Source organism: Streptomyces sp. NPDC017225, from assembly GCF_044331465.1.
Taxonomy (GTDB): Bacteria; Actinomycetota; Actinomycetes; order Streptomycetales; family Streptomycetaceae; genus Streptomyces.
Window position 1 is genome coordinate 111,200 of record NZ_JBIRNE010000009.1, and the last position, 13,768, is coordinate 124,967.

The window sequence follows — 13,768 nt, forward strand, 5'->3', positions numbered from 1 at the left end:
GGTATGAGCCCCACTCCCCCCGTACGCCGCATGCGCCTCGGCCTGCCGCGGCGGGTGTTCTCGCAGGTGCTGCTGATGCAGCTGGCGATCGCCGCGGGAGTCGCCGTGCTCGCGACCGGGCTGTTCCTGGCTCCGCTCAGTGACCAGCTGGACGACCAGGCGATGCGCCGGGCGCTCGCGATCGCGCAGACCACCGCGCAGCAGCCGCAGGTCGTGCGGGACCTGCACACCACCCGGCCCGCGCCCGGCGGCCCGGTGCAGCAGGAGACGGAGCGGATCCGGAAGGCCACGAAGGCGGAGTACGTCGTCGTCATGGACCGGCAGGGCGTGCGCTGGTCGCACACCGACCCGGAGCGGATCGGCGAGGTCGTCTCGACCGACCCCGGACAGGCCCTGGCCGGCCGTGAGGTCATGGAGATCGACGACGGCACCCTGGGCCGCTCCGCGCGCGGCAAGGTACCCCTGCGCGACAGCGGCGGCGCCGTCGTCGGCGCCGTCTCGGTCGGCATCGCGTACGACAGCGTCCGGGCCCGGCTGATCCACGCCATCCCCGGCCTGTTCGCTTACGCCGGCGGTGCCCTGGCCGTCGGCGCGCTGGCCGCCTGGCTCATCTCGCGCCGGGTCCAGCGGCAGACCCGGGACCTGGCCTTCTCCGACATCGCGGGCCTGCTGGCGGAGCGCGAGGCCATGCTGCACGGCATCCGGGAGGGTGTCGTCGCCCTGGACCGCGGCGGCAGGGTGCGCCTGCTCAACGACGAGGCGCAGCGTCTTCTGGGCCTCGGGGGCGAGGCCGTCGGCCGCTCCCCCGACGAGGCTCTCGGCGCGGGACGTACCGCCGACGTCCTGGCCGGCCGGGTGACCGGGACCGACCTGTTGACCGTGCGTGGCCAGCGGGTCCTGGTCGCCAACCGGATGCCCACCGACGACGGCGGTGCCGTCGCCACCCTGCGCGACCGCACCGAGCTGGAGCAGCTCGGCCGGGAACTGGACTCGACGCGCGGCCTGATCGACGCCCTGCGCGCGCAGGACCACGAGCACGCCAACCGCATGCACACCCTGCTGGGGCTGCTCGAACTGGAGATGTACGACGACGCCGTGGAGTTCGTCGGCGAGGTGGTCGGCGACCACCGGGTCACCGCGGAGCAGATCACGGAGCGGATCCAGGACCCCCTGCTCGCCGCGCTGCTGGTCGGCAAGGCGACCGTCGCGGCCGAACGCGGAGTCGCCCTGTGGGTGTCGGACCGGACACGGCTCCCTGACCTCCTTGTCGACCCCAGGGGGCTCGTCACGATCGTCGGCAACCTGGTCGACAACGCGCTCGACGCCGTCGCGGGGACGGCACACGCGCGCGTGGAGGTCGAACTGCGTACGCGGGGGCGTGCCACCACGCTCAGGGTGCGGGACACCGGGCCCGGGATTCCGGCGGAACACCGCGAGCTGGTGTTCACGGCGGGTTGGTCCACCAAGGAGCCGCCGGCGCATCGCCGGCGCGGCATCGGGCTGTCGCTGGTCCGCAGGCTGGCCGAGCGGCAGGGCGGCAGCGCCACCGTCGGCGAGGCGCACGGCGGGGGCGCGGAGTTCGTCGTCGAACTGCCCGAGGCACTGGCCGGACCGGACCTGGAAGGCGCCCTCACCACCTCCTTGGACGTCACTTCCGCGGACACCAACCCCGCGGACACCACCCCCTTGAACACCAATCCCGCGGACACCGCCTCCGTGAACACCGCTGCCGAAAAGGAGTCCCGATGATCGAGGTCCTGGTCGTGGACGACGACACGCGGGTCGCGCGGGTCAACGCCGCCTACGTCGAGAAGGTCCCTGGCTTCCACGTCGCCGGTGAGGCGCACAGCGCGCTGGAGGCGCTGCGCGGCGTGGAGACACTGCCCCGCGTGGATCTGATCCTGCTGGATCACTACCTGCCCGACCGGACCGGTCTGGAGGTCGTCCGGGAGATGCGGCGGCGGGGCCTCCAGACCGACGTGATCATGGTGACGGCGGCACGGGACGTGTCGACCGTCCAGGCGGCGATGCGCCACGGCGCCCTGCAGTACCTGGTCAAGCCGTTCGCCTTCGCGGGGCTGCGCGCCAAGCTGGTGGCGTACGCGGAGCTGCGGCGCACTCTCGACGGCGGTGGTGAGGCGGAGCAGGCGGAGGTCGACCGCATCTTCGGCGCCCTCTCGGCGCCGTCGGAGCCGGGGCTGCCCAAGGGGCACTCCCGCACCACCGCCGAACTCGTGCGGCAGTGCCTGATGAGGGCCGGCGGCGCCCTCTCGGCCCAGGAGATCGCCGAGCGGACCGGGGTGAGCCGGCAGACCGCCCAGCGCTATCTGAAACTGCTGGAACGCACGGGGCGGGCCCGGCTGACCCTCAAGTACGGCGACGCGGGCCGCCCGGAACACCGCTACGAGTGGGCGACCCGCGCCTGAGGACCACCGGGGCGGAGCGCGCCTCCGCCCCCTGCCCGGCGGCTCCTACACGGCCCCCGCCCCGGTCAGCGACCGCACCTCCGTCTCGGCGTGCCTGGCCTCGTCCGGGACCTCCCGCGAGGTGAGCGCGCCGAGCCAGCCCGCGACGAAGCCCAGCGGGATCGAGACCAGGCCGGGGTTCCGCAGGGGGAAGCACTGGAAGTCGGCGCCCGGGAACAGCGCCTGCGGGCTGCCCGACACCACCGGGGACAGCAGCACGAGCACCACGGAGGGGACCAGGCCGCCGTACACGGCCCAGACGGCACCGCGTGTGGTGAAGCCGCGCCAGAACAGCGAGTAGAGCAGCACCGGCAGATTGGCGGACGCGGCGACGGCGAAGGCGAGGCCCACCAGGAACGCGACGTTGAGGTCGCGGGCGAGCAGGCCGAGGGCGATCGCCACTGCGCCGATACCGACGGCGGCGACACGGGCCACGGCGACCTCACTGCGCGGCTTGGCGTCGCGGCGCCGCAGGGACGCGTACAGGTCGTGGGCCACGGACGCCGAGGAGGCCAGGGTGACGCCGGCGACCACCGCGAGGATGGTGGCGAAGGCTACGGCGGCGACGACCGCGAAGAGAACCGTTCCCCCGGTGGAACCCGTGCCGCCGCCCAGGTCGAGGGCGAGCAGCGGGACCGCCGTGTTCCCGGCGGCGTTCGACGCGCGTACGGCATCCGGCCCGACCAGGGCGGCGGCACCGAATCCGAGCACGATCGTCATCAGGTAGAAGCCGCCGATGAGACCGATCGACCAGACGACGGACCGCCGTGCCGCCCGCGCGGTGGGCACGGTGTAGAAGCGGGACAGGATGTGCGGCAGCCCGGCCGTGCCCAGCACCAGGGCGAGCCCCAGACTGATGAAGTCGAAGCGCGAGGTCCAGTCCCCGCCGTACGCGAGCCCGGGCGCCAGGAACGCCTCCGCGTGACCGCTGCGTTCGGCCGCCGTGCGCAGCAGCCGGTCGAAGTCGCCGTGGAAGCGCACCAGGACGAGCGCGGTCAGCGTCACGGTGCCGCCGAGCAGCAGCACGGCCTTCACGATCTGGATCCAGGTGGTGGCCCGCATCCCTCCCAGCGACACGTAGATCACCATGAGGGCGCCGACGCCGATGACCGTCCAGGTCCGCGCCGCCTCGGTCGTCCCGCCGAGCAGCAGCGCGACCAGACTGCCCGCGCCCACCATCTGCGCCACCAGATACATCACGGACACGGTGACCGAGGAGGTTCCCGCCGCGATCCGTACCGGTCGCTCCCGCATCCGTGCCGCCACGACGTCGGCGAGGGTGAACCTCCCGCAGTTGCGGACCAGTTCGGCGACGAGGAGGAGCACGACGAGCCAGGCGACCAGGAAGCCCACCGAGTACAGCATGCCGTCGTAGCCGTGGAGCGCGATGAGCCCCGAGATGCCGAGGAAGGAAGCGGCCGACATGTAGTCGCCGGCGATGGCGAAACCATTCTCCATCGGGGAGAACAGGCGGCCGCCCGCGTAGAACTCCTCCGCCGATCCCTGCCTCTTTCGGCTCACCCACGTGGTGATCGCCAGGGTGACGGCGACGAACGTACTGAACAGCACCAGTGCCAACGTCTGGTGATCGCCCGTCACGACGCACCGCCTCGCGCTCCGCGCGTCAGTTCCTGGGTGTCCCAGCGCAGTTCGAGCGCGGCCCGGTCCCTGCGCAGCCGGGCGTGCCGGGTGTACGCCCAGGTGAGCAGGAACGTGCTGAGGAACTGCCCGAGCCCCGCGAGCATCGCCACGTTCAACGCCCCGGCCACCGGCCGGGACATCAGCGTCGGCATCGTCGTGGCGGCCACCACGTAGGCGACGTACCACGTGAGGAAGGCGGCCACCGCCGGCACCACGAACCCGCGGTACCGGCCGCGGACCTCCTGGAACGCCGCGCTGCGCTGAACCTCCAGGTACACGTCGGACGCGGCCCGGGGCGGCTCCGTCGCGGCTTCCCGGCGCGGCGCCGGCTCCGGGGGCTCCGCCCCGGCCGACTCGCCCCAGCCGGCGGCGAGGACGTCGTACCAGGGGTCGTCGTACCCCGGACTCGGGAAGGCCTCGGCCAAGGGCCGGTCCGGGGCCTCGCGGTGGTCGACCGCGCCTTCGGAACCGCCCCCGGCGCCCCGGAGGCGATCGTTGCTTGACTGCATGCCCAAGGATGGACAGAACGGGGAGATCCCTTACTCTTCTTCCCCTCGTACTTCACCCCTTCAGGTGACCGTGCCCCTCACCGGCCACGAGTGTCTCCCTGTGCGCGTAACGCATCACCGCAAACGGTCACGCGCGGTCACGCGTCGATGCGCGACCGGTCCAGCGTCGCCGCCGAACTGGAGATGAACTCCTTGCGGGGAGCGACGTCATTCCCCATGAGCAGGTCGAAGACCTGCTCGGCGGAGTCGAGGTCGGTGAGGTTGATCCGGCGCAGGGTGCGGCGCCGCGGGTCCATGGTCGTCTCCGCGAGCTGGTCGGCGTCCATCTCGCCCAGGCCCTTGTAGCGCTGGATGGAGTCCTTGTACCGGATGTTCTTGCTCTGGAACTCCATGAGCGTGTCCCGCAGCTCCCGGTCGGAGTACGTGTAGACGTACTTGTCCTGGCCCTTCTTGGGCTGGACGAGCTCGACGCGGTGCAGCGGCGGCACCGCGGCGAAGACCCGGCCCGCCTCGACCATGGGCCGCATGTAGCGGTGGAACAGGGTCAGCAGCAGGGTGCGGATGTGGGAGCCGTCCACATCGGCGTCGGTCATCATGATGATCTTGCCGTAGCGGGCCGCGTCGATGTCGAAGGTACGGCCGGACCCGGCTCCTATGACCTGGATGATCGCGCCGCACTCGGCGTTCTTCAGCATGTCGGTCACGGACGACTTCTGCACGTTGAGGATCTTGCCCCGGATCGGCAGCAGTGCCTGGAACTCGGAGTTCCGGGCGAGCTTCGCCGTGCCCAGCGCGGAGTCGCCCTCGACGATGAACAGCTCGCTGCGGTCGACGTCGTCGCTGCGGCAGTCGGCGAGCTTCGCCGGCAGCGAGGAGGACTCCAGGGCCGTCTTGCGGCGCTGGGCGTCCTTGTGCTGACGGGCGGCGATGCGGGTGCGGGCCGCGGCGACGGCCTTCTCCATGACCACGCGGGCCTGCTGGGCGTCGTCGCGCTTGGTGGAGGTCAGGAACGCCTTGAGTTCCTTGGTGATGACGTTGTTCACGATCCGGCGGGCCGCCGAGGTGCCGAGGACCTCCTTGGTCTGGCCCTCGAACTGCGGCTCGGCGAGGCGGACGGTGACCACCGCCGTGAGCCCCTCCAGGGCGTCGTCCTTGACGATGTCGTCCTCGGCGACGCGCAGCATCTTCTTGGTCCGCAGCACCTCGTTCATCGTCTTCGCCACCGCCTGCTCGAAGCCGGCGACGTGGGTACCGCCCTTGGGCGTGGCGATGATGTTGACGAACGACTTGAGGGTGGTGTCGTAACCGGTGCCCCAGCGCATCGCGACGTCGACCCCGAGGTCACGGGTGACCTCGGTGGGCGTCATCTGACCGTGCTCGTCCAGGACCGGGACCGTCTCCTTGAAACTGCCGTTCCCGCTGAAGCGAAGGACGTCGCAGACGGGCCGGTCGCCGGCCAGGAACTCGCAGAACTCGCTGATGCCGCCGTCGAAGCGGAAGGACTCCTCGCCCTTGCTGCCGCCGTCACCGAGACCGAACTCGTCGCGGACGACGATGGTCAGGCCGGGCACCAGGAAGGCGGTCTGGCGGGCCCGCTGGTGCAGGTTCTCCAGGGAGAGCTTGGCGTCCTTCAGGAAGATCTGGCGGTCGGCCCAGTACCGCACGCGCGTGCCGGTGCGGCTCTTGGGGATCTTCTTGCCCTTGCGCAGCCCGCTCCCGGCCTCGAACTTCGCGTCCGGGCCCGCCCCCGTGAACGCGCCGGGCACGCCACGCCGGAAGCTGATGGCGTTCGTGTTCCCGCTGCGGTCCACCTCGATGTCCAGGCGGGCGGACAGGGCGTTCACCACGGAGGCGCCGACGCCGTGCAGACCGCCGGAGGCGGCGTACGAGCCACCGCCGAACTTGCCGCCCGCGTGCAGCTTGGTCATGACGACCTCGACGCCGGACAGGCCGGTCTTGGGCTCGACGTCGACCGGGATGCCCCGGCCGTTGTCCCGGACCTCCACCGACGCGTCGTCGTGGAGGATCACCTCGATGTGGTCGCAGTAACCGCCCAGGGCCTCGTCGACGGAGTTGTCGATGATCTCCCACAGGCAGTGCATCAGGCCACGGCTGTCGGTGGATCCGATGTACATGCCCGGGCGCTTGCGTACGGCCTCGAGGCCCTCGAGGACGAGCAGGTGCCGCGCGGTGTAGTTGGATCCGTCCCGGTCTGCTCCTGCCAGCAGCGCAGTGGACGGCACGGATGTCTCGGCGGTCACGCGGTTCGCTCCTCGCTGAATTTCAGATGGGGCCCCGCTGGGTAAGGGCGCGGCTCGGTTCTCCGGTCAGAGGGTACCGAGGCCTGGTAGAGCCGTTGTAACGCCACCCTCGTCGAGAGCTCACCCTAGTCCAGCGTCGCATGCCTGTTCGATCCCTCGATGGGGTGAAGTACACATCACGTTCCCTTCGAGGCATGAACCATTTAGGCTCCGGGCACGTCCTCTTGAACAAACCGGCAACCCAGCCGGCGGGACTGACACTGACCGACAGCGCGAACCCGTACGACACAGAGACACGCAATACGGCACATTCGCCGCCAACCGGCAACAGCCGGCCCCTCGGAAAGTTTTTTCGAGGAAAAGCCACGAGCGGGAACGTTTTGGGGCTGGTTGGATGTTGACCCTGGTACGACAGCTCGTCGAGCTAGAGAAGAGGCGACGTGACTACTGTTCTGACTTCCGCAAGCCCGCTGACGGCCGCTGATCGCTGCGACCGCTGCGGCGCCCAGGCATACCTGCGCGTCGTCCTGCTGAGCGGCGGAGAACTGCTCTTCTGTGCCCACCACGGGCGCAAGTTCGAGCCGGAACTCAAGAAAATCGCCGCTGAGATACAGGACGAGACGGAGCGGCTGACGGCCGTTCCCGAATCTTCCGCCGAGGAAGAGCGCTGACGCTCCGCGCCCGACGACGAGCCAGCCCGGCACAGGCCGAACGGGCGGCCGCCTCCGCAACCAGGAGGCGGCCGCCCGTGCTCGTGCCCAGCAGGCTCTCAGCGGCCGTCAGAAGCCCCCGCGCTGCCGCGCGGCGGTGTCGTCCCATCCCAGCGTCCGCAGGACGGCGGAGACGCGTGTGTACACCCCGGGGCTGCCCGGGCGACCACAGCCGCTCCCCCAGGACACGAGACCGATGAGCCTCCCCCGGGCGACCAGCGGCCCCCCGCTGTCCCCCTGGCAGGCATCGCGGCCACCGACCTCCTCACCGGCACAGAGCATGCTGCCGGCGAGATACCGTCCGTCGTCGCTCCCCGGGTACGCCCGCTTGCAGCGCGCGTCCGGCAGCACTCGTACACGTGCCGCCCGCAGGCCGTTCGCGTAGTCCCCGGCACCCGAGGTGTCACCCCATCCGTAGACGAGGGCTTCCGTCTCGGGGCTGTAGGCGGGGTCACCCTCGGCCGCCATCCCTATGACGGAGCCGGCGGGAAGAGCTCCGGAGAGAGTGAGCACCGCGAAGTCCCCGGCGTTGCTGACGTCGTCGTGCGCCGGGTTCACCCAGACGTCGCGGACGGGAATCTCGTGGCCCTGCTCCGACAGCAGGTCCGTACGGCCGGCGATGACCCTCAGGTCCCGTACCTGCTCGGGCGGCGACCCCAGAACCTCCTCGCCCAGGCAGTGGGCCGCCGTGAGCACGGTGGTACGTCCGACGGCCACTCCCCCGCAGAACTGTCCCGCCCGCGTACCTCCGAACCGGTCACGACTGGACAGGGCGACGGTCCACGGACTGTCGGACACTTCGACCGGAAAGCCTCCGACGACGACACTGTCGGCGGACGCGGGGACGGCGGACACCAGTGGTATCGCGGTCGCCGCGGCCGCCAGGACCAGCGGCCGGGCCAGTGCCCGGGCAAAGAGGCGACGCATGCAGGCTCCTCACTCCACGTTGCGATGGAACACCCAGAGTGATCCAGGCCGCCGTGCCGCGCACCCGCTGGTCAACGCGAAGGCCCGGTTCCCCACCTGGTGGAACCGGGCCTCGTCGCTCCTACGACCTCGATCTAGTCGAGGTAGTCGCGCAGCACCTGGGAGCGCGACGGGTGACGCAGCTTCGACATCGTCTTCGACTCGATCTGGCGGATGCGCTCACGCGTGACGCCGTACACCTTGCCGATCTCGTCGAGGGTCTTCGGCTGACCGTCGGTGAGACCGAAACGCATGGAGACGACGCCCGCCTCGCGCTCGGACAGGGTGTCGAGGACGGAGTGCAGCTGCTCCTGCAGGAGCGTGAAGCTGACCGCGTCGGCCGGGACGACCGCTTCGGAGTCCTCGATGAGGTCACCGAACTCGCTGTCGCCGTCCTCGCCCAGCGGGGTGTGGAGCGAGATGGGCTCGCGGCCGTACTTCTGGACCTCGATGACCTTCTCCGGGGTCATGTCGAGTTCCTTGGCCAGCTCCTCCGGGGTGGGCTCGCGGCCCAGGTCCTGGAGCATCTGGCGCTGCACGCGCGCGAGCTTGTTGATGACCTCGACCATGTGCACCGGGATACGGATGGTGCGGGCCTGGTCGGCCATCGCGCGGGTGATCGCCTGACGGATCCACCAGGTGGCGTACGTGGAGAACTTGTAGCCCTTGGTGTAGTCGAACTTCTCCACGGCGCGGATCAGACCGAGGTTGCCCTCCTGGATGAGGTCCAGGAAGAGCATGCCGCGGCCGGTGTAGCGCTTGGCCAGGGAGACCACCAGGCGGAGGTTGGCCTCCAGCAGGTGGTTCTTGGCGCGGCGGCCGTCCTCGGCGATGATCTCCAGCTCGCGCTTGAGCTTGGGCGCGAGCTTGTCGGAGTTCGCCAGCTTGTCCTCGGCGAACAGGCCGGCCTCGATGCGCTTGGCGAGCTCGACCTCCTGCTCGGCGTTGAGCAGGGGGACCTTGCCGATCTGCTTGAGGTAGTCCTTGACCGGGTCCGCGGTGGCGCCGGCCGCGGCGACCTGCTGGGCCGGAGCGTCGTCCTCGTCGTCGTCGGACAGGACGAAGCCCGCGTTCTCGGTGCCCTCGGGCTCCTCCGTCGCGGCCTTCGGCTCCTCGACCGCCTCGTCCTCGAGAAGCTCGCCGTCTTCCTTCTTGGCGGTGGTCTTCTTGGCCGCCGTCTTCTTGGCGGTCGTCTTCTTCACCGCCGCCTTCTTGGCGGTGGTCTTCTTGGCCGCCGCCTTCTTGGCGGGCGTCTCTTCCTCGCCGGCGGGATCGGCGGGCGCCGCCGGGGAGGCGGGGGAGGCGGCCTTCCTGCTGGTCACCGGCTTCGCCGCGACCGTCTTGGTGGCGGTGCGCTTGGCGGGACTCTTCGCTGCGACGCTCTTACGGGTGCGCTTGGGCTCCGCGGCACTGACCATCAGCGTCACACCCTCTTCCTCGAGGATCTGATTGAGGCTGCGCAGTACGTTCTTCCACTGAGTGGCCGGAATCTGGTCAGCTTCGAAGGCTCGACGCACGTCGTCGCCGGCGATCTGCCCCTCAGCCTTTCCCCGCTCAATGAGCGCCATGACAGAGACGGACTCGGCGATCTCCGGCGGGAGCGTACGGGATGTGCTGGCCGACACGAACAACCTCTCGGAACGTTGGAAAACGGCTTCCGGCTCCGTCCACGACGGACAGGAGCCGACCGTCGGCTTGGGAGTGAGCCGATGGTGTGGGCGAGCCGGGGAGATGCACAGCGCCATGAACGGCGTCCGTATTCCCTCCGCGGCTGTCACCTCTTAGGTCATCGCGTTGTTCCCACGAGCGTTACGCCCAATCCGCGTGGCCCGAGTCACACCCCGTAAGCGTTCAAAATCGGTCAGACACGGATGAATAAGGTCACTGGCGAGTACAACTCGGCCACACCAGGAGGCTCAGCCTGTCATCACACCATCGGACCCCGCGGAATCACGAGTGATTCCGCGGGGTCCGGGGTGGCGGCGAACCGGCCGGCCACGGCCATAGGAGGGGTCTGGCGTGCCCGGCCCGCGCCGTTGCGGCGGAACGCGGTCAGTGCTCGCGCGGGGCGGGCACCACGCGCTCCACCTCGGGGTGAACGGTCAGAAGCTGACGCATGGCCGCCTCGGCCGCCGCGCCGTCCCCCGCGGCGAGGGCGTCGACGATCCGGCCGTGGTGCGTCAGCGACGCGTCGTTCGGCCGGTCACAGCCTGTGACCGGGCCGCCGGAGACGTGCAGCGCGGCGGAGACGATCCCGGAGAGGTGATCCAGCATGCGGTTGCCCGCGATCTGGATCAGGAGCGTGTGGAACTCGGCGTCGGCGCGCGAGAAGGTGAGCGCGTCGCCCTGTCCCATGGCGTGACCCATGATCCCGACCATGTCGGACAGACGCTGCTGGACGTCCTCCCGCCCGTGTCCGGCGGCGAGGCGCGCGGCGAGCGGCTCGATCGTCCAGCGCAGCTCGCTGAGCTCGCGGCGCTGGTCGTCACGCTGCGGCCCGAAGGCTCGCCATTCGATGATGTCCGGGTCGAGCAGGTTCCAGTCACTGACGGGACGCACGCGCGTGCCGACGTTCGGGCGGGCGCTGACCAGGCCCTTGGCCTCCAGCACGCGGAGGGACTCGCGGACGACGGTACGGGACACCTCGAAGCGCTGGCCGATCTCCTCGGGCACCAGCGGGCGGTCGGCGCCCAGGTCGCCCGAGACGATCATCTGGCCGAGCTGCTGGACGAGTTGCCCGTGCAGCCCGCGGCCACGGCTGCTCGCGGTACGCCGGCCCACGCGGCCCAGCTCGCTCTCCACCCCTTCCCAGGCGGGCACTCCGACGCGGTCGACGGCGGGCGCCTCGGCGTAGGGGTAGCGGTCGAGTTCGCCCGGGTTCGCGAGGCCGGAGTCGGCGGAGCGGGCGGCGGTCATCATGGTGTGCGCAAGGGTACTCACGCATCCTTTGTCGGCTCCGTTCCCAACTCCCTTGAGGTCTTTGGTGAAAAGCACACGAAAGGGTGATCGCTCACCCCGTCGCAATTGACGCCTTATCGGAAAGAAATGGGCGTTCCCCGGGGAGTTGCGCACACGGTCGGACCGGAAGGGCCCGGCGGGCGTCATCGGACCCTGCTGCGCAGGGTCACGAGCAGGTATGCGCAGAGCAGAGTGGTCAGCGACAACGTCAGGGCGCTGCCCACGGGTTGGACGATCATGCGCAGAACCTCGGCCAGATACCGCTCACCTCCGAACGGCCACTGCGTCAGGAGGACCTCGCGCACCCGCATCGGGAGTCCGGCGGCGGTCCGCACGGACGGGCCCTCCCAGACCTCTTGTACGAGCGGTACGACGAGTACGGGAACGGCCACCACCGCGGCGAGGCCGGCCGTGGTGGACCGGAAGACTCCCGCGGCGAGCACACCGGACCAGGCGCAGCCGACGACGAGCCCGAGCCAACCGGCACTCAGTGCGGGCCAGTCGGCGGGGGCACGCGCGAGCTCCCGCCCGTAGAACAGACGGAGCGCTTCGGCGTCGCAGCCCACCGTGAGTGCGGCCAGCAGCAGTGCGGTGGCCGCGGAGACGAGGAGTTTGGCGGTCAGCAGCCCCATCCGGCGGGGCACGGTGCCGCGGTCCGCCGCCAGGGCGGGATGGCGGAACTCGTCGCCGAAGGCGAGCGCGCCGAGCAGCCCCGCGCCGAGCGCCGCGGGCGGCAACGGCAGCTCACGGGGCCACGCGGCCAGGAGACGCGGCTGGGGAGTGTGCCCGACGCGCGCCAGGATCACAGCGGTGACGGCGGATACGACGAGTACGACGGCGCCGGTGACGAACCCGGTGCTGATACCCGTCGCACGGCGGAGTTCGTAGCGCAGTGGGCGCAGCGGGCTGGGGGCGGAGCGGACGGAGACGGGGGGCGGAAGCGAGGACGCCGCCTTCCGCGGCAATCGCCGGGGAGCACCCACGAAGGGGCGGCGATGCGCGCCGGCCGTCCCGGTCTCGCCGGACGAGGGCGGGGAACCGTCAGCGAGAAGGCGCGGCTGCGCTCCGACGGGGCCGGCCTCACCTCCCGGCGGCTGTGGGGTGCCGGCGCGGAGGTGCGCCTCGTCGGGGAGGGGACGGGCCGCGTCGTCCGACGGCGGAGGGGCGCCGGCGAGGGCCGGGGGCGGCCCACCGGGCCGTCGGTTGTCGCCGGCGGCGGGAGGCCCGTGCGGGCCGGCCCCGCGGGAGTCGGTGTCGTCCTGTCGCCGAGTCGCGGGCTCCGTGTCCGCCCCCGGGCCCATGCCGCCCGGCCCCATGTCGCCGACCTCGTCGGCGAGTTGGTGGACGAGGATCCCGTGGCGGAACGCGGTCTCGCCGATGTCGGCGCACGTACTGCCGTACACCGCGAGGCGATTACCGCTCTCGCGTACGACCTCGACGGAACGGCGGGCCGAGCGTGCCTCTTTGACCAGGAGGGCGGCGAGGCGGACGGCGTGCGGGCTGCGGACGGCGACGCGGGGACGCAGCCGGGTGCGGGAGAAGTCCGCCACCTCCTGGTCGGCGACGACTCTGCCCCGCTCCAGCGTGACGACGTGGTCGGCGGTACACGCGGCCTCCTTGGGATCCGCCGTGCTGAACAGGACCGTGCCGCCCTGGCCGGCATGGTCCCGCAGCGTGTCGCGGAGCCAGCGGGTCTCGCGGGCGCCGAGCGCGCCGGCGGGGTCGTCGAGTACCAGGGTGTGCGGGTCGGGAAGCAACGCACAGGCCATCCCGAGGCGTCGGTCCATTCCGCGGGAAAGGGTGCCGAGGCGTTCGTCGCGCAGGCTCACGAGGCCGACCGACTCCAGGACCTCGTCGGCCCGCCGGACGGGAATACCGGCCGCCGCGCACAGCATGCGGAGGTGGCCGCGAACCGTGCGGGCCGGGTGCCCCGGCACGTCTCCCAGCAGTACGCCGACCTCGCGCGAGGGATGGGCGATGCGGTGCAGGGGACGGCCTCTGAAGTAGGTGAGACCCCGGCCGCGCTGGAGTTCGAGCATGAGTCTGAGTGCCGTCGTCTTACCGGCGCCCGATGCTCCGAGCAGCGCGGTGACGCGGCCCGCGCGCGCCTCGAAGGAAACGTCTTCGACGGCGGGCAGAAGCTCCTTGCGAGGGTTACTGGTCAGTCCGAAGGCCTGGATCACCCGTAGCAAGATAGCGTGCCATATCCGATTTTTCGGGCACCGCAAGGCGGGCCGGGCAGGAGGGTGCAGGCCTCT

At 70.8% G+C, this 13,768-nt stretch carries 10 protein-coding genes; 3 read left to right on the forward strand and 7 right to left on the reverse strand.

From position 1 onward, the window contains the following. Nucleotides 1-3: 3 nt before the first annotated feature. Nucleotides 4-1,749: a sensor histidine kinase gene (locus ACH4NX_RS20745; protein ID WP_351392725.1), complete on the forward strand. Its 1,746-nt coding sequence runs from the start codon at nucleotides 4-6 to the stop codon at nucleotides 1,747-1,749. Then, a complete protein-coding gene (locus ACH4NX_RS20750; protein WP_351392722.1) occupies nucleotides 1,746-2,426 on the forward strand; it encodes a response regulator in 681 nt (226 codons plus the stop codon). The genes ACH4NX_RS20745 and ACH4NX_RS20750 overlap by 4 nt, the downstream gene beginning before the upstream one ends. A 45-nt stretch (nucleotides 2,427-2,471) precedes the next feature. Here ACH4NX_RS20750 and ACH4NX_RS20755 read toward each other — a convergent pair whose 3' ends face one another. The 3 genes from ACH4NX_RS20755 to ACH4NX_RS20765 form a co-directional block, all read right to left on the reverse strand. Next, nucleotides 2,472-4,064 carry a cation acetate symporter gene (locus tag ACH4NX_RS20755; protein WP_351392719.1) on the reverse strand — a complete coding sequence of 531 codons (1,593 nt, stop codon included), beginning with the start codon at nucleotides 4,062-4,064 and terminating at the stop codon, nucleotides 2,472-2,474. Continuing rightward, nucleotides 4,061-4,615 (reverse strand): DUF485 domain-containing protein, encoded by a 555-nt coding sequence (locus ACH4NX_RS20760; RefSeq protein WP_351392716.1) that lies wholly within the window; start codon nucleotides 4,613-4,615, stop codon nucleotides 4,061-4,063. Before ACH4NX_RS20760 ends, ACH4NX_RS20755 begins: the two co-directional genes overlap by 4 nt. 137 nt (nucleotides 4,616-4,752) lie before the next feature. After that, the gene (locus tag ACH4NX_RS20765; RefSeq protein WP_351392713.1) at nucleotides 4,753-6,876 is read right to left on the reverse strand and encodes a DNA topoisomerase IV subunit B; all 2,124 of its coding nucleotides are present in this window, start codon (nucleotides 6,874-6,876) and stop codon (nucleotides 4,753-4,755) included. Nucleotides 6,877-7,316: 440 nt separating this feature from the next. Between ACH4NX_RS20765 and ACH4NX_RS20770 the strand changes: the two genes are divergently transcribed. Continuing rightward, the gene (locus ACH4NX_RS20770) at nucleotides 7,317-7,547 is read left to right on the forward strand and encodes a hypothetical protein (RefSeq protein ID WP_031035360.1); all 231 of its coding nucleotides are present in this window, start codon (nucleotides 7,317-7,319) and stop codon (nucleotides 7,545-7,547) included. Between the two features lie 108 nt (nucleotides 7,548-7,655). Here ACH4NX_RS20770 and ACH4NX_RS20775 read toward each other — a convergent pair whose 3' ends face one another. From ACH4NX_RS20775 to ACH4NX_RS20790, 4 genes are all read right to left on the reverse strand, one after another. Beyond that, nucleotides 7,656-8,513: a S1 family peptidase gene (locus ACH4NX_RS20775; RefSeq protein ID WP_398128153.1), complete on the reverse strand. Its 858-nt coding sequence runs from the start codon at nucleotides 8,511-8,513 to the stop codon at nucleotides 7,656-7,658. A gap of 134 nt (nucleotides 8,514-8,647) precedes the next feature. Continuing rightward, a complete protein-coding gene (locus ACH4NX_RS20780; protein WP_351392706.1) occupies nucleotides 8,648-10,177 on the reverse strand; it encodes an RNA polymerase sigma factor in 1,530 nt (509 codons plus the stop codon). Nucleotides 10,178-10,604: 427 nt separating this feature from the next. Continuing rightward, nucleotides 10,605-11,492, reverse strand: a complete 888-nt coding sequence (gene whiH / locus ACH4NX_RS20785; protein WP_351392703.1) for a sporulation transcriptional regulator WhiH — start codon at nucleotides 11,490-11,492, stop codon at nucleotides 10,605-10,607. Nucleotides 11,493-11,653: 161 nt separating this feature from the next. Next, nucleotides 11,654-13,693, reverse strand: a complete 2,040-nt coding sequence (locus ACH4NX_RS20790; protein WP_398128154.1) for an ATP-binding cassette domain-containing protein — start codon at nucleotides 13,691-13,693, stop codon at nucleotides 11,654-11,656. Nucleotides 13,694-13,768 lie beyond the last annotated feature (75 nt).